Origin of the sequence: Serratia sp. HMSC15F11 (assembly GCF_001808215.1) — a bacterium.
GTDB lineage: Bacteria > Pseudomonadota > Gammaproteobacteria > Enterobacterales > Enterobacteriaceae > Serratia > Serratia nevei.
In genome coordinates, this window is sequence record NZ_KV792465.1 from 176,235 (window position 1) to 197,203 (window position 20,969).

16 protein-coding genes and 1 tRNA gene are annotated in these 20,969 nt (G+C 60.3%); 7 read left to right on the forward strand and 10 right to left on the reverse strand.

Annotation, left to right across the window (positions count from 1 at the left end):
* Positions 1–74: 74 nt before the first annotated feature.
* Together HMPREF3138_RS14300 and argF are read right to left on the reverse strand one after the other, a co-directional pair.
* Positions 75–1,643 carry an ABC transporter substrate-binding protein gene (locus HMPREF3138_RS14300; RefSeq protein WP_038879017.1) on the reverse strand — a complete coding sequence of 523 codons (1,569 nt, stop codon included), beginning with the start codon at positions 1,641–1,643 and terminating at the stop codon, positions 75–77.
* Positions 1,644–1,838: 195 nt separating this feature from the next.
* On the reverse strand, positions 1,839–2,858 hold the full coding sequence (gene argF, locus HMPREF3138_RS14305) for an ornithine carbamoyltransferase (protein ID WP_038879014.1): 1,020 nt from the start codon (positions 2,856–2,858) through the stop codon (positions 1,839–1,841).
* A gap of 162 nt (positions 2,859–3,020) precedes the next feature.
* Between argF and rraB the strand changes: the two genes are divergently transcribed.
* Together rraB and miaE are read left to right on the forward strand one after the other, a co-directional pair.
* Complete coding sequence (gene rraB / locus HMPREF3138_RS14310) at positions 3,021–3,446, forward strand: ribonuclease E inhibitor RraB (protein ID WP_025305115.1); 426 nt, start codon at positions 3,021–3,023, stop codon at positions 3,444–3,446.
* A 52-nt stretch (positions 3,447–3,498) separates the two neighbouring features.
* A complete protein-coding gene (gene miaE / locus HMPREF3138_RS14315) occupies positions 3,499–4,263 on the forward strand; it encodes a tRNA isopentenyl-2-thiomethyl-A-37 hydroxylase MiaE (protein ID WP_015376459.1) in 765 nt (254 codons plus the stop codon).
* A 15-nt stretch (positions 4,264–4,278) separates the two neighbouring features.
* On the opposite strand, the gene HMPREF3138_RS14320 is transcribed toward miaE, so the two are convergent.
* From HMPREF3138_RS14320 to pepA, 5 genes are all read right to left on the reverse strand, one after another.
* Positions 4,279–5,886, reverse strand: a complete 1,608-nt coding sequence (locus HMPREF3138_RS14320; RefSeq protein ID WP_038879008.1) for a GMC family oxidoreductase — start codon at positions 5,884–5,886, stop codon at positions 4,279–4,281.
* A gap of 226 nt (positions 5,887–6,112) precedes the next feature.
* Complete coding sequence (locus tag HMPREF3138_RS14325) at positions 6,113–6,616, reverse strand: GNAT family N-acetyltransferase (protein ID WP_004933360.1); 504 nt, start codon at positions 6,614–6,616, stop codon at positions 6,113–6,115.
* A 200-nt stretch (positions 6,617–6,816) separates the two neighbouring features.
* A complete protein-coding gene (locus tag HMPREF3138_RS14330) occupies positions 6,817–9,693 on the reverse strand; it encodes a valine--tRNA ligase (RefSeq protein ID WP_038879005.1) in 2,877 nt (958 codons plus the stop codon).
* 12 nt (positions 9,694–9,705) lie between these two features.
* Entirely contained in the window at positions 9,706–10,155 is a 450-nt protein-coding gene (locus HMPREF3138_RS14335; RefSeq protein WP_016929275.1) for a DNA polymerase III subunit chi, read from the reverse strand.
* Between the two features lie 84 nt (positions 10,156–10,239).
* The gene (gene pepA, locus HMPREF3138_RS14340) at positions 10,240–11,751 is read right to left on the reverse strand and encodes a leucyl aminopeptidase (RefSeq protein WP_004933352.1); all 1,512 of its coding nucleotides are present in this window, start codon (positions 11,749–11,751) and stop codon (positions 10,240–10,242) included.
* Between the two features lie 282 nt (positions 11,752–12,033).
* Here pepA and lptF point away from each other — a divergent pair, with 282 nt between their 5' ends.
* From lptF to HMPREF3138_RS14355, 3 genes are all read left to right on the forward strand, one after another.
* Positions 12,034–13,128 carry an LPS export ABC transporter permease LptF gene (gene lptF, locus HMPREF3138_RS14345; protein WP_038879002.1) on the forward strand — a complete coding sequence of 365 codons (1,095 nt, stop codon included), beginning with the start codon at positions 12,034–12,036 and terminating at the stop codon, positions 13,126–13,128.
* A complete protein-coding gene (gene lptG, locus HMPREF3138_RS14350) occupies positions 13,128–14,198 on the forward strand; it encodes an LPS export ABC transporter permease LptG (RefSeq protein WP_070559127.1) in 1,071 nt (356 codons plus the stop codon). Before lptF ends, lptG begins: the two co-directional genes overlap by 1 nt.
* A 134-nt stretch (positions 14,199–14,332) precedes the next feature.
* Positions 14,333–15,052: a LuxR family transcriptional regulator gene (locus tag HMPREF3138_RS14355; protein WP_038878999.1), complete on the forward strand. Its 720-nt coding sequence runs from the start codon at positions 14,333–14,335 to the stop codon at positions 15,050–15,052.
* Positions 15,053–15,806: 754 nt separating this feature from the next.
* Here the strand turns inward: HMPREF3138_RS14355 and HMPREF3138_RS14360 are convergent.
* The 3 genes from HMPREF3138_RS14360 to HMPREF3138_RS14370 are packed head-to-tail and all read right to left on the reverse strand — an operon-like array spanning position 15,807 to position 18,955.
* Entirely contained in the window at positions 15,807–17,192 is a 1,386-nt protein-coding gene (locus HMPREF3138_RS14360) for a GntP family permease (RefSeq protein WP_074027173.1), read from the reverse strand.
* Positions 17,192–18,157, reverse strand: a complete 966-nt coding sequence (gene denD / locus HMPREF3138_RS14365) for a D-erythronate dehydrogenase (RefSeq protein WP_038878995.1) — start codon at positions 18,155–18,157, stop codon at positions 17,192–17,194. The genes HMPREF3138_RS14360 and denD overlap by 1 nt, the downstream gene beginning before the upstream one ends.
* 30 nt (positions 18,158–18,187) lie before the next feature.
* Positions 18,188–18,955: a DeoR/GlpR family DNA-binding transcription regulator gene (locus HMPREF3138_RS14370; RefSeq protein WP_033636886.1), complete on the reverse strand. Its 768-nt coding sequence runs from the start codon at positions 18,953–18,955 to the stop codon at positions 18,188–18,190.
* A 391-nt stretch (positions 18,956–19,346) separates the two neighbouring features.
* Between HMPREF3138_RS14370 and HMPREF3138_RS14375 the strand changes: the two genes are divergently transcribed.
* Positions 19,347–19,431: transfer RNA gene (locus tag HMPREF3138_RS14375), tRNA-Leu, on the forward strand.
* 164 nt (positions 19,432–19,595) lie between these two features.
* Complete coding sequence (locus tag HMPREF3138_RS14380) at positions 19,596–20,867, forward strand: tyrosine-type recombinase/integrase (protein ID WP_038878993.1); 1,272 nt, start codon at positions 19,596–19,598, stop codon at positions 20,865–20,867.
* Positions 20,868–20,969: the final 102 nt, after the last annotated feature.

Here is a 20,969-nt window from a genome sequence, read left to right on the forward strand (position 1 = left end):
TTCGCCACTGCAAGCGCTAAAACGCCGTTTTTTGCCGCCCCGCAATCGATTGGCCGGCGATGGCCGCCCGCCGGCTATTTGCTGACGCGATCGTAGTAGACCATGTCGGCGTTCAGCCCCTGCTGGTAACCTTTGACGTTGTCGCGCAGCACCACTTCGGTTTTGGCCTGATCGATAAACACGTAAGGCGAACTGCGCTGCAGCTCCTGCTGCATGGCGGTGTACAGCGCGCGGCGCTTGGCCGGATCGGCTTCGGCCAGCGCCGCCAGCGTCTGCTGGTTCAACTGCGGGATCTGCCAGCCGTTCAGCCCGGCCACCGTGCTGCTTTTGCCGTCGTTGTAGGCGAAGGCGCTGGCGTTGGAGTGGGCGTCGAAGTAATCCGGGATCCACAGGCGGATCGCCGCCTGATGCTGCCTGGCGCGCACGCGGGAGTAAACCTGGCTGCCCGCGGCCGGCAGTAGCTCTACCTTCACGCCGGCGGCGGCGAAGCTGCCCTGCAGCGCCTGCGCGATGGTGATGAACGGCGGCTTGTTCTCCACGTCAAGCGTAAAGGCGGCGTGGGTGATGCCCGCCTTGGCCAGGATGGCTTTCGCCTTGGCCGGATCGTAGCTGAACGGGTTGGTCTCCAGCGCGCCCGGCAGCCCGACCGGCAGGAAGCTCTGGTGCACGAAGTATTGGCCCTTCAGCAGATCCTTCGTGATGCCCTGATAATCCACCAGGTAGCGCGCCGCTTCCCAGAAGGCCGGGTTGTTCAGCAGCGGATTGGCGCCGTTGCCGGTGTTGAACACCAGGTAGTTTTGCTCGGCGGACGGGATCTCCAGCACCTTGACGCCCGGCTGGTTTTTCAGCGTGTCGGTCTGATCGGCGCCCAGTTCGCGGGCGATATCGGCGTCGCCCTGCTGGATCAGCAGGCGGCGGGTGGCCGGATCCGGCACGTTTTTAATGATGATGTTTTTCAACTGCGGCTTGTCGCCCGGCGTGGTGGGGTTGGCGTCCAGCACGATCGCCTGGTGCGGCTGATAGACGCGCATCTTGAACGGGCCGCTGCCGGCGGAGTGCATTTTCAGCCAGGCGTTGCCGAAGTCGCCGTCTTTAACGTTGGCCAGCGCCGCCTTGCTGTCGACGATCGAAGCGATCGGCGTCGAGAGGATATTCAGCGCCACCGCCGGGCTGACGTCTGCCGTCCAGCGCAGCTGCACGGTATGTTCGTCGATCTTCTTCAGCTGCGCGTCAATGTTGTCCGGCTGCCAGCCGAGCACGTTGAGGATGAACGCCGGCGATTTGTTCATTTTGATCGCGCGGCTGTAGGAAAAGATCACGTCGTCGGCGGTTAGCGGGTTGCCGGAGGCGAACGCCGCCTGCGGCCGCAATTTCACCGTCAGCGTTTTGGCCGCCGCATCGCCCTGCCAGCTTTCCGCCAGCACCGGCGCCACCTTGGCCGGATCGTCGCGATCCGCCTGCACCAATCGCTGGTACAGGCTGGGCACCGTCTGGATGCTGGAGAGTTCGTTGGCTTCCGCCGGATCGAGGCTGACGATGTCATCCAGCGATTGCACCACCACCAGCGTATTCGGCGGCGTGGCGGCTAACGCGGCGGCGGGCAGGGCGGCGAGCAGGAACAGCGGCAAGAGTTTGGCTTTCATCGGTGTGTATCCCCTGAAGGCGCCGCCAGGCGGCGCTGAGAACGGTTTGTTATCGTTGGTTTTTACGGCGCGGGTGCCGTCGGCCTGTCACGGTAGAACCTTTGCCTGCGGCGGGCAAAGGCCAATCCGCTATTTGATATTCCGGGAATATATTAGCCGCCCTGGCCGGGGGCGCCAGGGCGGAGGGGAGGCGTGTCAGAGGGTTTCGCTCAGCGTGGCGACCAGCACCGCCTTGATGGTGTGCAGCCGGTTTTCCGCCTGATCGAACACCACGCTGTGCGCCGATTCGAACACTTCGTCGGTCACTTCCATGCCGCCGTGCAGATCGTACTGCTGCGCCATCTGCTTGCCGAGGGTGGTTTGGTCGTCGTGGAACGCCGGCAGGCAGTGCAGGAACTTCACGTTCGGGTTGCCGGTCAACTTCAGCATCGCCATGTTGACCTGATACGGCCGCAGCAGCGCGATACGCTCCTGCCAGGTCTCTTTTGGTTCACCCATCGACACCCAGACGTCGGTGTAGAGGAAGTCGGCGTCCTGCACCCCTTCTGCGATGTCTTCGGTCAGGGTGAGTTTCGCGCCGGTTTGCTGCGCCAGCGCCTGGCATTCGGCCACCAGCTCCGGCTGCGGCCAGCAGGCCTTCGGCGCCACCAGCCGCAGATCCATGCCCGCCAGCGCGGCGGCTTCCAGCAGCGTGTTGCCCATGTTGTTGCGCGCGTCGCCGACGTACGCCAGTTTCACTTCGCTCAGCGCCTTGCCCGGCAGATGCTCCTGTACGGTGAGCAGATCCGCCAGCAGTTGGGTGGGGTGGAACTCGTCGGTCAGGCCGTTCCACACCGGCACGCCGGCGTGTTCCGCCAGGGTTTCCACCAGCGCCTGGCCGTAGCCGCGGTACTGAATACCGTCGTACAGTCGGCCCAGCACCCGAGCGGTGTCTTTCATCGACTCTTTATGGCCGATCTGGCTGCCGCTCGGGCCGAGGTAAGTCACCTGCGCGCCCTGATCGAATGCGGCAACTTCGAAAGAGCATCGCGTGCGGGTCGAGTCTTTTTCGAAGATGAGCGCAATGTTTTTGCCCTGCAGCCGGCGCTGTTCCTGCCCCTGCTTCTTGGCCTGCTTCAGATCGGCCGAAAGCCGCAGCAGTGCCTGCAGCTCGGCGGGGGTGAAATCCATTAACCTCAGAAAGTGACGTTGGTATAACGCATTGCCGGTGCTCATAGTCCGATTCCCTGATTGTTTAATTGAATTAAAATTCACTTTATATGTATGAATATTCAATTTCAACCCCGACGAGGAAATCTTTCACGTTTATCGTGGAAGCAATGTCGGCGGTGTGTGAAAATAGAAGGAATGAAGGCCATTTGACTTGAGGATATAGGCATGGCAAACCGCGAATTGCTGGAAGAACAACGTGAAGAGACCCGCCTGATCATCGAAGAACTGCTGGAAGACGGCAGCGATCCGGACGCGCTCTACACCATCGAGCACCATCTGTCCGCCGAGAAATTTGAGGTTCTGGAGCAGGCCGCCGTTGAAGCCTTCAAGCTGGGCTACGAAGTGACCGACGCCGAAGAGCTGGAAGTGGAAGACGGTTCGATGGTGATGTGCTGCGATGTGATCAGCGAAGTCGGCCTGAACGCCGAGCTGATCGACGCTCAGGTCGAGCAGCTGGTGGCGCTGGCGGAACGCTGCGGCGTCAATTACGACGGCTGGGGCACCTACTTCGAAGATCCGAACGGTGAAGACGGTGAGGATGACGAAGACGGCGACTACATCGACGAAGACGACGACGGTAAACGCCACTGATTAACCCCGCTTATTCACTTGGGCCGGCTCTCGCCGGCCCCTGATAAACGCCATGACATACCAATCCCTGTTAGCCCCGATTTTAAGCTTCCTGCACTGTGAAACTCCCGACGCCTGGATTGACGCCGCGCGCCGTCCGGAAAACCTGCAGCTGTTGCTGACTGACCACCTGGTGTGCGAGCTGAAGGCCGCGCAGACCGGCATGTGGCTGATCCGCCGCTACGTGGCGGACAAAGAGAGCGGCGACGCGCTGTTGGCGCTGCTGCGCCCTTACGAGGCGTTTCTGCACGAGGCGCAGGGCGCGCCGGACACGCTGTTCCGCCAGGGCCAGTTCACCCGCAAGATCCTGCCGAAAAACGGCTCGGCCTACGGCCAGGATCTGGCGGATCGCATGGTGCTGTTGATCAAGGAAGAGTTGCATCACTTCTCGCAGGTGCTGGAGATCATGCAGGCGCGCGGGATCCCGTATCGCAAGATCACCGCCAGCCGCTACGCCAAGGGCATGATCCGCGAGATCCGCACCCACGATCCGGCAACGCTGATCGACAAACTGATCTGCGGCGCTTACATCGAAGCGCGATCCTGCGAACGCTTCGCCAAGCTGGCGCCGCACCTGGACGACGAGCTGAACCGCTTTTACGTCTCGCTGCTGCGATCCGAAGCGCGCCATTATCAGGACTACCTGACGCTGGCGGAACAGATCGCCGGCGGCGACATCAGCGAACGGGTGGCGCATTTCGGCCGCCTCGAAGCTGAGCTGATCCTGTCGCCGGACAGCGAGCTGCGTTTTCACAGCGGCGTGCCCGCCGCGGCCTGAGGTTGAGGCGCACCCTTACTGCGGCGCGCCCAGCAACAGATCCACCGCCTTTTCCGCCAGCATGATGGTCGGCGCATTGGTGTTGCCGCTGGTGAGCTGCGGCATCACCGAGCAGTCGATCACCCGCAGCCGTTCAAAACCGTGCACCCGCAGCTGCGGATCGGTCACCGCGTCCTGCGGCGACGGCCCCATGCGGCAGCTGCCCACCGGGTGATACACCGTCTTGCAGAAATTGCGCACGAAGGCTTCCAGCTGCGCCTCGTCGCGCGTCCACTCCGGCTGCGGCATCAGCAGATCTTTGATCAGCGGCTTCAGCGCCGCGGTTTGCAGGAAGCCCAGGCCGAACTTCACCGCGCGCACGCTGCCGGCCAGATCGTCCGGGTGGCCGAGGTAGTTGGCGTGCAGCTTGACCGGATCGCGCGGGTTGCAGCTGCGCAGCAGCACTTCGCCGCGCGCCTTCGGCTGCAGGTAGCCGACCTTGAGCGTGAAGCCGTGAATGTTCGGCAGCGGCTCGCCGGGCACGTCGTCCCAGCTGTCCAGCAGCGGCAGGAAGTGGATTTGCACGTCCGGCCGGCCGTCGCCCTGGCTGTCGGTGAAGGCGGCGCCTTCCAGCACGTTGGACGAGAGCACGCCGCTGCGAAACGCCAGCCACTGCGCGCCGTGGCTCAGCGCCTGCAGGCCGCGATCGGCGCCGAACAGGCTGATCGGCTCGCGGGTGCTGACGTTGATCGACATGTGCAGGTGGTCGTGGAAGTTTTTACCCACCGGCAGATCCGCCCGCACCTCGATGCCCAGCTGTTGCAGGTGGTCGCGCGGGCCGATGCCGGAGAGCATCAGCAGCTTCGGCGAACCGACCGCGCCGGCGCTGACGATCACCTCTTTGGTGGCGCGCGCGGTGACTTCCGCGCCGCCGTTCTGGCTGTAGACCACGCCGGTGGCGACGTTGCCCTCGAAGGTCAGCCGGTGCGCCAGGGCGTTCAGTTTCACCACCAGCCGTCGTTCGTCACGCACCGCCTTCAGGTAGGTGCGGGCGGTGCTGGCGCGTTCGCCGTTGTGGGTGGTGGTTTGGTAGAAACCGACGCCGTGCTGGCTGTCGCCGTTGAAGTCGTTGCGATAGGGCAGGTTCAGCTCCTGGCCGGCGCGGATAAACGCCATGCTGAGCGGGTGGCGGTAGCGGTTTTCGCTGACCGGCAGCAGCCCGTCGGCGCCGTGGTAGTCGTCCGACAGGCTTTCGTTGGCCTCGGCGCGTTTGAAATAGGGCAGCACCTCCCGGTAGCTCCAGCCGGTGCAGCCGTAGCGTTCAGCCCAGTCGTCGTAGTCCTGCGGCTGGCCGCGTAGGTAGATCATGCCGTTGACCGAGCTGCTGCCGCCCAGCACCTTGCCCTGTGCGATCTGCATGCGGCGGTTGTTGGCGTGCGGTTCCGGCTCCGTCTCGTAGGGCCAGCTCTTTTTGGCGATGATCTTGGCCACCCCGGCCGGCATCTTGATGAACAGGTTATTGTCGTCTCCGCCGGCTTCCAGCAGCAGCACCCGCGCCTGGGTGCGGCGGATCAGCTGCGCCGCCAGCACGCAGCCGGCGGAACCGGCGCCGACGATGATGTAATCAAAGGTGTTTTCCGACATGACAGCTCTCCGTGCACGATTGGGATACTGGAAGAGTAACGCGGGGGAAAAAGCGGTCAATTTGCGATCGTTAATTTATTAACGAACTTCACATTAAATTTACATTGTGGTTTTTAACGTCAGTTTATCTGCTTGAAAAACGGCGTTATAGCGAATTTTACTGATTGATTGCGATATTAATAAAATGGCGCAGCACGCTGCGCCATGATAGAGAGGCGGGGGACGATTACAGCGTTTTCAGCATGGTGACTTCGCAATCGACGTGGCCGGTGGCGCCCATCGCGTGGTCGATGTGTTCGAAGCCCAGGTGTTCGTACAGCGCGACGGCCTGCGTCAGGCTGGCAGTGGTCTCGAGGTAACAACAGCGGAAGCCGTGCTGGCGGGCGAAATCCAGCGCCTGCAGCGCCAGGCGCTTCGCCAATCCCTTGCCGCGCAACACCGGCAGGAAATACATCTTCTGCAATTCGCAAATATCGTCTGCGCCGCCCTGCAGCGGCGCGATGCCGCCGCCGCCGGCGACCTGACCGTCCACCTCGATCACCCAGTAAGCGCTGCGCGGCAGGCTGTAGAGCTGATACAGGGCGTCCAGATTGGGATCGGAGACGGTATAGCCTTTATCCGCCGTCAGGCCGTGCTCGGCGGAGACTTCGCGAATGACGTGAGCAATGGCGGGATTGTCTTCCGCCGTGATGGGGCGCACCAGCAGGCGCGCCGGGGTTGCTGTTGTCATGTTTACACTCGCCATTGAAAGAGACCACGTTCGTTTTTCGTTTTTATCGCAGCACGAAACGCGCCGGGGGTTATTTCCCGGCGGCGTCCCTGCAGCAGTAATATCTTGTAATAACATCTAACCCGGCCCGGATGCAACGGCGATAAAAAAACAGCGGGGAAGACCCCGCTGTTTTTCAGGCGTTGGCGTGAGCCGGTGGATTACAGCGCGGCGATGGTCGCCTGCTGTTCCTGCAGCTTCACTTTGCCTTCTTTGCAGGCCGCCAGACGATCGCGCTCTTTGGCGACCACCGCTTCCGGCGCGCGCGCCACGAAGCCTTCGTTCGCCAGCTTGCCTTCGATCGAAGCGATTTCCGCATCCAGCTTGCCCATCTCTTTCGCCAGGCGCGCGATCTCGGCGTCCTTGTCGATGAAACCGGCCATCGGGATCAGCAGCTCGGCGCCGTCCACCAGCTTGGTGACGGAGACCGGGCCTTTATCACCGGCCGGCAGCAGCGCGATGGATTCCAGGCGCGCCAGACGGGCGATAAAGCTTTGGTTCTCCTGCACGCGGCGCTGGGCGTCGGCGCTGCAGTTGCGCAGCAGCACGTCGAGCGTTTTGCTTGGCGCGATGTTCATCTCGGCGCGGATGTTGCGCACGGCGATGATGGTTTGCTTGATCCACTCCAGATCGTTCAGCGCCTGCTCGTCTTCCAGCGCGGCGTCGTAGGCCGGGAACGGCTGCAGCATGATGGTGTCTGCGGTCGTGCCGGTCAGCGGCTTCACGCGCTGCCAGATGGTTTCTGTGATGAACGGAATGATCGGGTGCGCCAGGCGCAGCAGCGCTTCCAGCACGGTGATCAGCGTGTGGCGGGTGCCGCGCTGTTCCGCTTCGCTACCGTTGCTCACCACCGGCTTGGTCAGCTCCAGATACCAGTCGCAGAACTGGTTCCAGGTGAATTCGTACAGGATGTTGGCCGCCAGATCGAAGCGGTAGGTGTCCAGCGCTTCGCGGTAGGCTTTCACCGTGCGGTTGAATTCGGCCAGGATCCAGCGATCCGCTAGCGACAGTACCTTCTCGCCGCCGTTGAAGCCGCAGTCGTGCGCTTCGGTGTTCATCAGCACGAAGCGGCTGGCGTTCCACAGCTTGTTACAGAAGTTGCGGTAGCCTTCCAGGCGCTTCATGTCCCAGTTGATGTCGCGGCCGGTCGAGGCCAGCGCCGCCAGGGTGAAGCGCAGGGCGTCGGTGCCGTGCGGCTCGATGCCGTTCGGGAACTGCTTCTCGGTGCGCTTGCGGATTTTCTCCGCCAGCTGCGGCTGCATCATGTTGCCGGTGCGTTTTTCCAGCAGATCTTCCAGCGAGATGCCGTCGACCATGTCCAGCGGATCGATCACGTTGCCTTTCGACTTGGACATCTTCTGGCCTTCGTCGTCGCGGATAAGACCGGTCATGTAGACGGTCTTGAACGGCACCTGCGGCTTGCCGTTTTCATCCTTGATGAAGTGCATGGTCAGCATGATCATGCGCGCGATCCAGAAGAAGATGATGTCGAAGCCGCTGACCATCACGCTGGTCGGATGGAAGGTTTTCAGCGCGTCGGTCTGCTCCGGCCAGCCCAGGGTAGAGAAGGTCCACAGGCCGGACGAGAACCAGGTGTCCAGCACGTCTTCGTCCTGGGTCAGCACCACGTCGGCGCCCAGGTTGTTCTCGCTGCGCACTTCTTCTTCGCTGCGGCCCACGTAGACTTTGCCGTTCACGTCATACCAGGCCGGGATACGGTGGCCCCACCACAGCTGGCGCGAGATGCACCAGTCCTGAATGTCGCGCATCCAGCTGAAGTACATGTTTTCGTACTGCTTCGGCACGAACTCGATTTGGCCCTGTTCGACTGCTTCCACCGCCACTTTGGCCAGCGGCGCGGTGCGCACGTACCATTGGTCGGTCAGCATCGGCTCGATCACCACGCCGCCGCGGTCGCCGTAAGGCACCGTCAGGTCGTGCGGTTTGATCTCGTCCAGCAGGCCCAGATTATCGAAGGCGGCAACCACCGCTTTACGCGCCGCGAAGCGCTCCAGGCCGCGGAACTCGGCCGGGATCTCGTTGCAGTAGTCGGTGCAGACTTCGCCCAGGGTGTTGAACACTTCCGCTTCCTGGCGGATGTCGCCGTCGAAGGTCAGAATGTTGATCATCGGCAGGCCGTGGCGTTTGCCGACTTCGTAGTCGTTGAAATCGTGCGCCGGGGTGATCTTCACGCAGCCGGTGCCTTTTTCCATATCGGCGTGTTCGTCGCCGACGATGCGGATGCGGCGACCGACCAGCGGCAGAATGATCTCTTTGCCGATCAGATCTTTATAGCGCGGATCTTCCGGGTTGACCGCCACGCCGGTATCGCCCAGCACGGTTTCCGGACGGGTGGTGGCGACCACCAGGTAGTCTTTGCCCTCGGCGGTTTTCGCGCCGTCGGCCAGCGGGTAGCGCAGGTGCCACATGGAGCCTTTGGATTCGCGGTTTTCCACTTCCAGATCGGAGATGGCGGTGCGCAGCTTCGGATCCCAGTTCACCAGGCGCTTGCCGCGGTAGATCAGGTCTTCTTTGTGCAGACGGACAAACACTTCGCGCACCGCGTTCGACAGGCCTTCGTCCATGGTGAAGCGCTCGCGCTCCCAGTCCACGGAGTTGCCCAGACGGCGCATCTGCCGGGTGATGGTGCCGCCGGACTCCGCCTTCCACTGCCAGATTTTGTCGATGAACGCGTCACGGCCGTAGTCGTGGCGGGTTTTGCCTTCTTCCGCAGCGATCTTGCGCTCCACCACCATCTGGGTGGCGATGCCGGCGTGGTCGGTGCCCGCCTGCCACAGGGTGTTTTTACCCTGCATGCGCTGATAGCGAATCATGGTGTCCATGATGGTCTGCTGGAACGCGTGGCCCATGTGCAGGCTGCCGGTGACGTTCGGCGGCGGGATCATGATGCAGAAGCTTTCCTGGCTGGTGTCGCCGTTCGGCTTGAAGTAACCCTGATTCTCCCAATGATCGTACAGCTTCTGTTCGATCTGTTTTGGGTCGTATGCGGTGTCGAGCTGACTGTTTGTCTTTTCCATTCTTTATCGTATTCAGTGAGTTGGCGGCGTAGCCGTGGTCAAATGGAAGCCGACGCTGCGATAGGCCTTGTAACGGTCGCGCGCCAACTGTTTCAGAGTGTCTTCGTAAGGAACGAAGTCTACCACTTCATGGAAAGCGGTAGCAAAATCGGCAAACTGCGGCAGCAGGGCGATCAGCAGATCGCGCGGGGCATTGCCGCGCTTGCCGGGCCAGCACAGTTCTACCGGCGCGCCGTAGTGCGGCCCTTCGCCGGCCAGGTTGTGCGGCACGAATTCATGCGGCTCGCGCTGCCACAGCGCTTCGTCCAGCCGCTGAGCCTGCTCCTGGCTCTCGCAGGCGATCAGCACCCGTTTGCCGGAACGCCAGCGTTCGGCGGCAACGGCGCAGGCCACGGCCTCATGGGCGCTGAGCGCACCAGACGGTTCCGCGTTGTCGAGCAAATAAAACGTCGCCTGTTTCATTAAGGATCCCCCGCTGCCGATAAAAAAATGTAGGGGCACAGCATGCTGTGCCCCTTGGGATTATACCTGAATTACCGCTCAGATTTAATCGTCGCCGTTCAGACCCGCGCGGTTCAATAAGAACTGCGACAGCAGCGCCACCGGGCGGCCGGTCGCGCCCTTGGCTTTACCGGAGCGCCAGGCGGTGCCGGCGATATCCAGGTGCGCCCAGGTGTACTTGCGGGTGAAGCGCGACAGGAAGCAGGCGGCGGTGATGGCGCCGCCAGGGCGGCCACCGATGTTCGCCATGTCGGCGAAGTTGGAGTCCAGCTGCTCGTAGTACTCGTCGGCCATCGGCAGGCGCCAGGCGCGGTCGCCGGCCTGCTCGGAAGCGCCTAGCAGCTCGTGCGCCAGCGGGTTGTGGTTCGACATCAGGCCGGTGATGTGGTGGCCCAAGGCGATCACGCAGGCGCCGGTCAGGGTGGCGATGTCGATCACCAGCTCCGGCTCGAAGCGCTCGACGTAGGTCAGGGTGTCGCACAGCACCAGACGGCCTTCGGCGTCGGTGTTGAGCACCTCGACGGTCTGGCCGGACATGGTGGTCAGCACGTCGCCCGGACGGTATGCCCGGCCGCCCGGCATGTTTTCACAGCCGGCCAGCACGCCGATCACGTTCAGCGGCAGGTTCAGCTCCGCCACCACGCGCATCACGCCGTACACGGTCGCCGCGCCGCACATGTCGTATTTCATCTCGTCCATGCCGTCGGCCGGTTTGATCGAGATGCCGCCGGAGTCGAAGGTCAGCCCTTTGCCTACCAGCACGATCGGCTTAGCGTCCGGATTTGGGTTGCCCTTATATTCCATCACCGACATCAATGATTCGTTCTGCGAACCGGCGCCGACCGCCAGGTAGGCGTTCATGCCCAGCTCTTTCATCTGCTGTTCGCCGATGACGCGGGTGGTGATATTGGTGCTGAAGGCGTCCGCCAGCTGGCGGGCCTGCGAGGCCAGGTAGCCGGCGTTACAGATGTTCGGCGGCATGTTGCCGAGATCTTTGGCCGCCTTGATGCCGGAAGCCACCGCCAGACCGTGCTGAATGGCGCGCTCGCCGCTGGTGAGCTCACGGCGGGTCGGCACGTTGAACACCATTTTGCGCAGCGGACGGCGCGGCTCCACCTTGTTGCTTTTCAGCTGATCGAAGGTGTAGAGCGTCTCTTTGGCAGTTTCTACCGCCTGACGCACTTTCCAGTAGGTATTGCGGCCTTTCACGTGCAGCTCGGTCAGGAAGCAGACCGCCTCCATCGAGCCGGTGTCGTTGAGGGTATTGATGGTTTTCTGGATCACCTGCTTGTATTGGCGCTCATCGAGCTCGCGCTCTTTGCCGCAGCCGATCAGCAGGATGCGCTCGGAGAGAATGTTGGGCACATGGTGCAGTAGCAGCGTCTGCCCGACCTTGCCTTCCAGTTCGCCACGGCGCAGCAATGCGCTGATATAACCATCACTGATTTTGTCGAGTTGTTCTGCGATAGGGGACAGGCGGCGCGGTTCGAAAACGCCGACTACAATACAGGCACTGCGCTGTTTTTCCGGGCTACCGCTTTTTACACTGAACTCCATGCACTCTCCTGAATCTTAAAGACAAAGGCGGACGCTACGGCTAGAATAACCGACTCCGTAACGATCTCCTGCCATTTGAGTTAACGGATTATGTTAACCTGAACGGCATAAATTGCTCTGTTTTGGCGACTATAAGCAAGTTCCTATAGGACACCCAAACGGCTTGATGTTGTAATACTATTTTAGCTGTGAAGGTTGCCATATGATGAGAATAAATGGCGGATTAACGATGAAATTATCGATTTTCCTGCAAAAAGACAAGTTTTCACAGGCGTAATAAGCGTGATCATCATAAGATATCTGGTACGGGAAACGCTCAAGAGCCAAATCGCCATCCTGTTCATCCTGCTTCTGATCTTCTTTTGTCAGAACCTGGTCAGGGTGTTGGGCGACGCGGTGGACGGCAATATCCCGACAAACTTAGTACTCTCCCTGCTCGCGTTGGGCGTGCCGAAAATGGCGCAGCTCATCCTGCCTTTGAGCCTGTTTCTCGGCTTGCTGATGACGCTTGGGCGGTTGTATACCGAGAGCGAAATCACCGTTATGCACGCCTGCGGGCTGGGCAAGCGCACCCTGATTATCGCCGCCATGATCCTGGCGCTGCTCACCTCTGCGGTCGCGGCGGTGAACGTGTTTTGGGCCGGCCCCTGGGCCTCGCGCTCTCAGGACGTGGTGGTGAACGAAGCCAAGGCCAACCCGAGCATCGCCGGGCTGGCGGAAGGGCAGTTCAAACCCTCGCAGGACGGCAACGCGGTGCTGTTTATCGGCAACGTGAAGGGCAGCACCTTCAATGACGTGTTCCTGGCGCAACTGCGGCCGAACGGCAACCAACGCCCTTCGGTGGTGGTGGCCGAGCACGGCAACATCGTGCAGCAGAAAGACGGCTCGCAGGTGGTGACGCTCGACAAGGGCACCCGCTTTGAAGGCACCGCGCTGCTGCGCGACTTCCGCATTACCGACTTCACCGACTACAAGGCGGTGATTGGCCACCGCACCGTGGCGGCGGACAACACCGAATCCGAACAGATGTCGATGCAGACGCTGTGGGAATCCGACGATCCGGACGCACGCGCCGAGTTCCACTGGCGCCTGACGCTGGTGGTATCGGTGGCGCTGATGGCGCTGCTGGTGGTGCCGCTCAGCGTGGTGAACCCGCGCCAGGGCCGCGTGCTGAGCATGCTGCCGGCCATCCTGCTGTATCTGATCTTCTTCCTGGTGCAGACCTCGCTGCGCTCCAACGCCGGCAAGGGCAAACTGGATCCGATGCTGTGGCTGTGGCTGGTTAACGGCGTTTACTTCGCGATCGCGCTGGCGCTGAACCTGTGGGATACCGTGCCGATGCGCAAGCTGCGCGCACGCCTGAGAGGAGCGGCCTGATGTTTGGCGTATTAGACCGGTATATCGGCAAAACGATTTTCAACACCATCATCATGACGCTGTTCATGCTGGTGTCGCTGTCCGGCATCATCAAGTTCGTCGATCAGCTGCGCAAGGTCGGCCAGGGTGAATACACCGCGCTGAGCGCCGGTATGTACACCCTGCTGAGCGTGCCGAAAGACATCGAGATCTTCTTCCCGATGGCGGCGCTGCTCGGCGCGCTGCTCGGCCTGGGCCAGCTGGCGACGCGCAGTGAACTGGTGGTGATGCAGGCTTCCGGCTTCACCCGCCTGCAGATCGCCGGCTCGGGGATGAAAACCGCCATTCCGCTGGTGCTGCTGACCATGGCGATCGGCGAGTGGGTGGCGCCGCAGGGCGAGCAGATGGCGCGCAACTACCGCGCCCAGCAGATGTACGGCGGTTCGCTGCTCTCCACCAAGAGCGGGCTGTGGGCGAAGGACGGCAACGACTTCATCTACATTGAGCGCGTCTCCGGCGATAAAGAACTCTCCGGCGTGAACATCTACCACTTCAACGATCAGCGTCGCCTCGAGACGGTGCGCTATGCCGCTACCGCCAGCTTCGAGAACGGCCTGTGGCAGCTTTCGCAGGTGGACACCTCGGATCTGACCAACCCGAAACAGGTGACCGGTACCCAGACGCTGACCGGCGAATGGAAAACCAACCTGACCCCGGACAAGCTGGGCGTGGTGGCGCTGGATCCGGATTCGCTCTCCATCAGCGGGCTGCACAATTACGTGAAGTACCTGAAGCAGAGCGGCCAGGAATCCAACCGTTACCAGCTCAACATGTGGAGCAAAATCTTCTCCCCGCTGTCGGTGGCGGTGATGATGCTGATGGCGCTGTCGTTCATCTTTGGCCCGCTGCGCAGCGTGCCGATGGGCATCCGCGTGGTGACCGGCATCAGCTTCGGCTTCCTGTTCTACGTGCTGGACCAGATCTTCGGCCCGCTGAGCATGGTCTACAGCATGCCACCGGTGCTGGGCGCACTGCTGCCGAGCATGCTGTTCCTGCTGATCAGCGTGTATATGCTGCTCAAACGCAAGTAGCGGGGCGATCGGTAGTGAAGAAAGGCGTGGCCGCGGGGCCGCGCCTTTTTTGTTGGGGGGCATGCCCCCGCCTGCGGTTTTTGTCGTGTTATAGTCACCTCAGCGGCAATGCAGGGAGAGGGAGCAGGCAGCCAATGGAAGACGAATATAATCTCAGCAATATCATCGGCAAGCGCCTGGAGGCGGCACTTGGAGAGTTGGGCGATCTCCTGTGGGCGTATGTGGTGTTATCCAAAAAAGACATTGCCTGCATCTTTGGCGTCACCAACTACCCGAGTGAATGGGTAAAAAAGTATCAAGAGCAGGGGTTGCAGTACATTGATCCGGTGGTGCTTACCGCCCGCAACCGCCTGACCCCCTTCGCCTGGGACGAGCAAATCATGGCCGACGCGGGGCTGCACTTTCCCGAACTGTTCGAACAGGCCCGCGGGTTTGGTGTGACGCACGGCTATACCTTCGTGCTGCACGATTACAACGACAATCTCGTCACGCTTTCCTTTGCCTTTAACGTTGAGCAGAGAGCGGAAGCCATCCAGGCACTCACCGAACGTAAAGGCGACATTTCGGTATTGCTGTCCTCGCTGCATGAGTCCTATCTGGCGCTGTCACCACTGTCAGCAAAAAACGCCGCAGCGCTGGAGCGTAACGTCCGCTTTACCGACAGGGAAAACGAGATCCTCTATTGGGCCAGCGTGGGTAAAACCTACCAGGAAACGGCGATGATCCTGGGCATCAAGACCGGAACCATCAAGTTTCATATGTCCAACATAGTCAAAAAGCTGGGGGTAACGAATGCCCGACATGCCGTGCGCCTGGGGATGGAGCTGCGGCTGATTAAACCGGTGGAGTACTGAGGCAACGGCTGCGCAGAACTCATCAGCGGGATATGTCTAAAGGGAGAAAATATCGGCTAGCGAATAGCGTCTTTCGATTCAGGAAATGACGGACGTTAATCGGTATTGATTTGCCCGCGTGTAGGTTCACCTTGAGGACGTAATATAGAGTACCTGCCCCAATCTCTGCGATATGAAATAATAACCTGCATGAACTGATAAAGGTCTAGTAAGGGGCTGTACTTTAGTCTAACTAGTTTCTCATCCCTTAAGGCGGTACACTTTTCCGGTAATTTTTTGATAAAAATACAAAAAAAAACCTGACCGCGTAAGGCCAGGTTGCCAATGTTGGCCAACACCAGGGAAAATTTTCTTGCACCATCTTAAAGCTATTAACTCTGCAGAGGCAAGCGATCTCAGCTGGTTTTTAGGCATTAACTGGCCATTTTGTTAGGTCTGTACGCTATTTTCTGGTGATTTAAGATAAAACCCATCTAGCGGGAATAACCTCTATTCTTCGATAACCCAAATTTCGATTTTCTATTTCCTGCCTGATTTTCACCAATGAAAAAATAGTGTTCTCGGAATGTTACGCAACCTCATTCTTTATTGGCTGACACATGGGTATGCAATTATTTGCAGCATTGCCATTGCGGCTGGGGATTATTTTATGCTGGCTGCATTGGTTGAGAAGAGCCGATTGGGGGGGCGAAAGAATACGTTTGGGGCGCGATCTAACAGATCGCGCCCTGGGGTTGACGTTGGGGGGGAAGCGTTACAGCAGCCAGTCCAGCAACACCACGCCGCACAGGCTAATAGCCCAGGCGATAGTGGTGGGCACCGACCACACCATCATCTGTTGGCGCACGTCCTTGATGCCCATCATACGGTTGACCACCCAGAACATGCTGTCGTTGAAGTAGCTGAAGAACAGCGCGCCCAGGGTGGCCGCCTGCGCCGCCGCTAGCATATTGACGCCGGGCAGCAGGCTGACGATCGGTGCCGAGATCGAGGCGGCGGTGATCATCGCCACCGTACCGGATCCCTGTATCACCCGCACCAGCGTGGCGATGACGAACGGGATCAGCACCGGCGAGATCGGCAGCCCGGCAACCTGCTCCGCCAGCTGCGTGCCGGCGCCGCTCTCGCGCAATACCGCCCCCAGCGCGCCGCCGGCGCCGGTGACCAGCAGGATGATGCCGGCGGTCTGCAGGCCTTCTTCCAGGCGCTCCAGCGTGTCGTGTTTATTGGCGTGCGGCATCAGGGTGTACACCGCCAACAGTACGCTGATCGCCAGCGCGATCATCGGCGAGCCGAGAAACGCGAAGCTTTGGCCCCACAGGCTTTCCGCCAGCCAGCCCATGCCCTCGCGCTTGGCCAGCATATTGTTGACCGCGTTGACGAAGATCAGCCCGATCGGCGTCAGGATCGGCAGCAGCGACAGCATCAGGCTCGGCAGCGCCTTGCCCTCTTTCTCCGCCAGATACTGCTGATGCGCGGCGCGCAGATCCTGCGGCGCTTCCTCTTCCTGCGGCATAAAGTCCGGGTAGCGCGCGCCCAGCCAGCGCGCATACAGCACGATGCCGATCACGCAGGGAATGGCCAGCACCAGCCCGGCCAGCATCATGGCGCCGATATCCACGCCGAAGATGCCCGCTACGCCCAGCGGCCCCGGCGTCGGCGGCACCGCGTGGTGGGTGAGGATCAGCCCGCCGGCCAGCGCGACGCCGAGCGTCAGCAGGTTGCGCTTGCCCTTTTTCGCCAGCGCCTTGACCAGCGGATAAAGGATGACGAACGCCGAATCGACGAAAATCGGGATGCTGACGATATAGCCGGTGATGGCCAGCGCCCACTCCTCGCGCCTTTTGCCCAGCCACTTGATAAAGCTGTAGGCGATCTGCTCGGCGGCGCCGGAGACCTCCAGCACCCGGCCCATCATCACCCCCAGCCCGATGACGATGCCGATGCTGCCGAGCGTGGAGCCGAAGCCCTTGGTGATGGCGTCGACGGTTTGCGTGGCGCCCATGCCGCCGGTAATGCCGGCGATGGAGGCGGCGATAAGCATGGCGATCAGCGCATGCACGCGGGTGCGCAGCACGAGGAAGATCAGTGCGAACACCGCCACCGCCAGCCCGATGATTGGGGTATACATCGCCATGATCAGCCCCCGCCTTGCGGCATGTCGTCGCGGATAAAGGCGCGGATCGCCTGCTCGAAGCTTTCATCGGCGATAAAGCCCAGCTGCTGTGCCCGCCGGGTGTCGAACTCGCCCGGCCAGCCGGCGACGATGCGGTTGATGGCGGCGTCCGGCTCGAATCGCACCCGTGCGGCGACGGCGTCACCGGCCACCGCGCGCAGCGCTTCGAGCATCTCCCGCACGCGCACGCTGATGCCGGGCAGGTTGAGCGTGCGCAGCGCGCCGAACGCCGAAGCGGGCAGCGTGGCGGCGTGGATGAAGTTGCTCACCACCGCAGCCGGGCTGGAGAGCCACAGCGCCAGCTCGGCGTCTACCGGGCACACCGCCGGCTCACCGTGCAGCGGCTCGCGGATGATGCCGCTGGCGAACGACGATGCCGCCTTGTTCGGCTTGCCCGGCCGCACGCTGATGGTGGGCAGGCGCAGCACGCGGCCATCGACGAAGCCTTTGCGCGCATAGTCGTTGATCAGTAGCTCGCACATCGCCTTCTGCGCGCCGTAGGAGGATTGCGGGGTGACCGCACAGCGATCGTCGATCACCGGCGGCAACTCGCCGCCGAACACCGCCAGCGAACTGGTGAAGATGAACTTCATGCCCGGCGCCCGGTGGCGCGCCGCTTCCAGCAATTGGCGGGTGGCGTCGAAATTGACCTGCATGCCGAGATCGAAATCGCTCTCCGCATGGCTGCTGACGATGGCCGCCAGGTGGAACAGCACGCCGCAGTCGGCATCGATCAGCCGCTCCGCCGCGCCGGGCTGCGACAGATCGAGCGCCAGACACTGCAGGCGCGTATCCGGCAGCGGGGCGGGCGGCGGGGTGATGTCCGCCAGGATCAGCGTGTCGAAGGCCAGCGGGCAACTGCCGTGCAGCAGCGCTTTCGCCAGCCGCTGGCCGAGAAAACCGGCGCCGCCGGTGATGACGATGTTCATATGGTGCTCCTTTCCCTAGCGTTGTTGTTATCAGAGTTGGACGTTGTGCAGTTGCAGACCGCGCTCGCGCAGCAGCTGCTGCGCCTCCGGCGGCAGCGCGGCGTCGCAGATGATGTCGCTCAGCGCCTCCAGCGGACAGACGCGGAACATGCCGTATTTGCCGTACTTGCTGCTGTCGGAGACCAGCACCCGGCGGCGGGCGACCTCCAGCAGCGCCTGCTTGACCAGCACCTTCTCCTCGTGCGGCGTGGAGAGGCCGTGCTCCAGATCCCAGGAGCTGGTGCTGATGAAGGCCACGTCGATATTCAGGCTGCGCAACAGCATGGCGGCGCTGTTGCCGACGCAGGAGTAGTTGCGCTGATCTACCTGGCCGCCGGTGTGGAACAGGCTGAGCTGCGGGCGATTCATCAGGTGCTGGATGATGGAGAAATCGTTGGTGACTACCGTCAGATTGAAACGCTCCGCCAGGCTGCGGGCGATCTCGAAGGTGGTGGTGCCGGCGTCCAGATAGACCACCTGACCGTCTTCCACCAAGCCGGCGGCGTATTTGCCGATCTCGCGTTTGTGGCGGTGGTGCAGCTGCGCCTTCTCGCAATAGGCCAGCTCCTGGCGCAGCGCCTCGCTCAGGCGTACGCCGCCGCTGACGCTGACCACCTTGCCTTGCTCTTCCAGCACGCGGATATCGCGCCGCACCGTCATGTGGGAGACGCTCATCAGCTCAGACAGCGCGCTGATGCTCGCCAGCTGGTATTCATGCACATAGCGATAGATGTAATCGCGGCGTTCAGACGGGATCATGTTCGCTCCTGTGGCCCCGGCGGCGGCAGGGGCGCCGCGAAGCTGTTATTTTTTGTTATGGAGGAACATCTTCAACCATCGCGATTAACAAGTAAGCGACAGTTATCACAAATGCCGGCGTGGGGGTTGGGGTGGGGATTGTTATTAACTTAATGATTAATTTCTGATTATAGGCTCTCATCCAGATTTCGCTGTGCAACACCATCCTGTGATAATTAATGTGACATGCGACAAAGTTTGTGAATCGGCTGAGCGGCGGGGCGATGCGAGAGGATGGGCAAACGTGCGCTGCGGCGCTTTTTTCGACACTTAACTCATTGAACAACGGATAAGTGTTGCGTGACGATCGCGGGAAGGTATAATGCACCCGTTTTCCGCATACTACTTCAGTGCCGAAGTGGCGAAATCGGTAGACGCAGTTGATTCAAAATCAACCGTAGAGATACGTGCCGGTTCGAGTCCGGCCTTCGGCACCATTCCCCCTTCCGTAGTCGTCCGACGAAGTCCAAAAAATCCTTTAAAATCAATAAGAGTAGCCTTTCTGGCGTCCGCCGTTGTCCGAGACCGTCCGTTGAAATCCAGGGGGCACTGGGGGCATAATTGGGGGCATCTCCACTTCGATAGAAAATGTGCCCCCAAAATGAAGCTAAACGCCCGCCAGGTCGAGACCGCAAAGCCCAAAGAGAAAACCTACAAAATGGCCGATGGTGGCGGTTTGTATCTCGAGGTTACGACGAAAGGTTCCAAGTATTGGCGAATGAAGTACCGCCGCCCTAACGATAAAAAAGAGGATCGGCTTGCTTTCGGTGTTTGGCCGATGGTCAGTCTTGCCGAGGCTCGTAGCAAAAGAGACGAAGCCAAAAAGCTGTTGGTACAAGGATTGGATCCAAAAGCAGAAGAAAGGGAAGCTCAGGCTGAAACTGCGGGCGCATACACGTTCGAGACCATTGCCCGAGAATGGCATGCCAACAACAAACGCTGGAGTGAAGATCACAGAGCGAGAGTGCTTCGTTATTTGGAACTGTATATTTTCCCGCACATTGGTGCGGCTGATATTCGTGGTCTTAAAACCAGCCATCTCTTAGCACCGATTAAGGCCGTTGATGCCAGCGGTAAGCACGACGTAGCGCAGCGCTTACAGCAACGTGTAACTGCCATTATGCGTTATGCAGTTCAGAACGATTACATTGATTCAAATCCTGCCAGCGACATGCCCGGAGCATTGGCAACAACCAAAGCTCGGCATTATCCTGCATTGCCGCCTCATCGTTTCCCTGAGTTTCTCGCACGGCTTGCCGCTTATCGGGGACGTCTCATGACACGCATCGCCGTAGAGCTTTCTTTACTCACCTTTGTGCGTTCTAGTGAGCTGCGTTTCGCTCGCTGGGATGAGTTCGATTTTGATAAAGCTTGCTGGCGCATTCCGGCGCAGCGTGAAGAAATCAAAGGTGTGCGCTATTCACATCGTGGCATGAAGATGAAAGAAGAGCATCTTGTCCCGCTAAGCCGCCAAGCGTTGGTTTTGTTGGAGAAGCTGAGGACTTTGAGCGGAGAAAACAAGCGGTTGTTTCCCGGCGATCATGATCCCGATAAAGTCATGAGCGAAAACACGGTGAATAATGCACTACGTGCAATGGGTTACGACACCAAAACAGAAGTCTGTGGGCACGGTTTTCGGACGATGGCGCGCGGTGCTTTGGGTGAGTCCGGGTTGTGGAGCGATGATGCGATAGAACGTCAGCTAAGCCATTCTGAGCGTAACAATGTGCGTGCGGCTTACATCCATACTTCTGAGCATTTGGATGAGCGGCGGCTGATGATTCAGTGGTGGGCTGATTTTTTGGACGTAAACCGTCAAAACAGCATCTCGGCATATGATTTTGCTAAAGATGATGCCTTTAAAGAAAATTAAACTCGTTTTTTATCGCTATATAATTGTATATAGATCATAAGAATGAAATCAGATTCTGGACTTTTTGTCAGTAGTGGTGTAGCAACTATTACTAACAATAAC

Coding starts and splice junctions, on each gene's coding strand:
- HMPREF3138_RS14355 (WP_038878999.1), top strand. CDS start 14,333: ATGGAAGACGAATATAATCTCAGCAATATCATCGGCAAGCGCCTGGAG.
- HMPREF3138_RS14370 (WP_033636886.1), bottom strand. CDS start 18,955: ATGATCCCGTCTGAACGCCGCGATTACATCTATCGCTATGTGCATGAA.
- HMPREF3138_RS14330 (WP_038879005.1), bottom strand. CDS start 9,693: ATGGAAAAGACAAACAGTCAGCTCGACACCGCATACGACCCAAAACAG.
- HMPREF3138_RS14325 (WP_004933360.1), bottom strand. CDS start 6,616: ATGACAACAGCAACCCCGGCGCGCCTGCTGGTGCGCCCCATCACGGCG.
- HMPREF3138_RS14380 (WP_038878993.1), top strand. CDS start 19,596: ATGAAGCTAAACGCCCGCCAGGTCGAGACCGCAAAGCCCAAAGAGAAA.
- HMPREF3138_RS14335 (WP_016929275.1), bottom strand. CDS start 10,155: ATGAAACAGGCGACGTTTTATTTGCTCGACAACGCGGAACCGTCTGGT.
- pepA (WP_004933352.1), bottom strand. CDS start 11,751: ATGGAGTTCAGTGTAAAAAGCGGTAGCCCGGAAAAACAGCGCAGTGCC.
- denD (WP_038878995.1), bottom strand. CDS start 18,157: ATGAACATCGTCATCACCGGCGGCGCCGGTTTTCTCGGCCAGCGGCTG.
- rraB (WP_025305115.1), top strand. CDS start 3,021: ATGGCAAACCGCGAATTGCTGGAAGAACAACGTGAAGAGACCCGCCTG.
- HMPREF3138_RS14320 (WP_038879008.1), bottom strand. CDS start 5,886: ATGTCGGAAAACACCTTTGATTACATCATCGTCGGCGCCGGTTCCGCC.
- miaE (WP_015376459.1), top strand. CDS start 3,499: ATGACATACCAATCCCTGTTAGCCCCGATTTTAAGCTTCCTGCACTGT.
- lptG (WP_070559127.1), top strand. CDS start 13,128: ATGTTTGGCGTATTAGACCGGTATATCGGCAAAACGATTTTCAACACC.
- argF (WP_038879014.1), bottom strand. CDS start 2,858: ATGAGCACCGGCAATGCGTTATACCAACGTCACTTTCTGAGGTTAATG.
- HMPREF3138_RS14300 (WP_038879017.1), bottom strand. CDS start 1,643: ATGAAAGCCAAACTCTTGCCGCTGTTCCTGCTCGCCGCCCTGCCCGCC.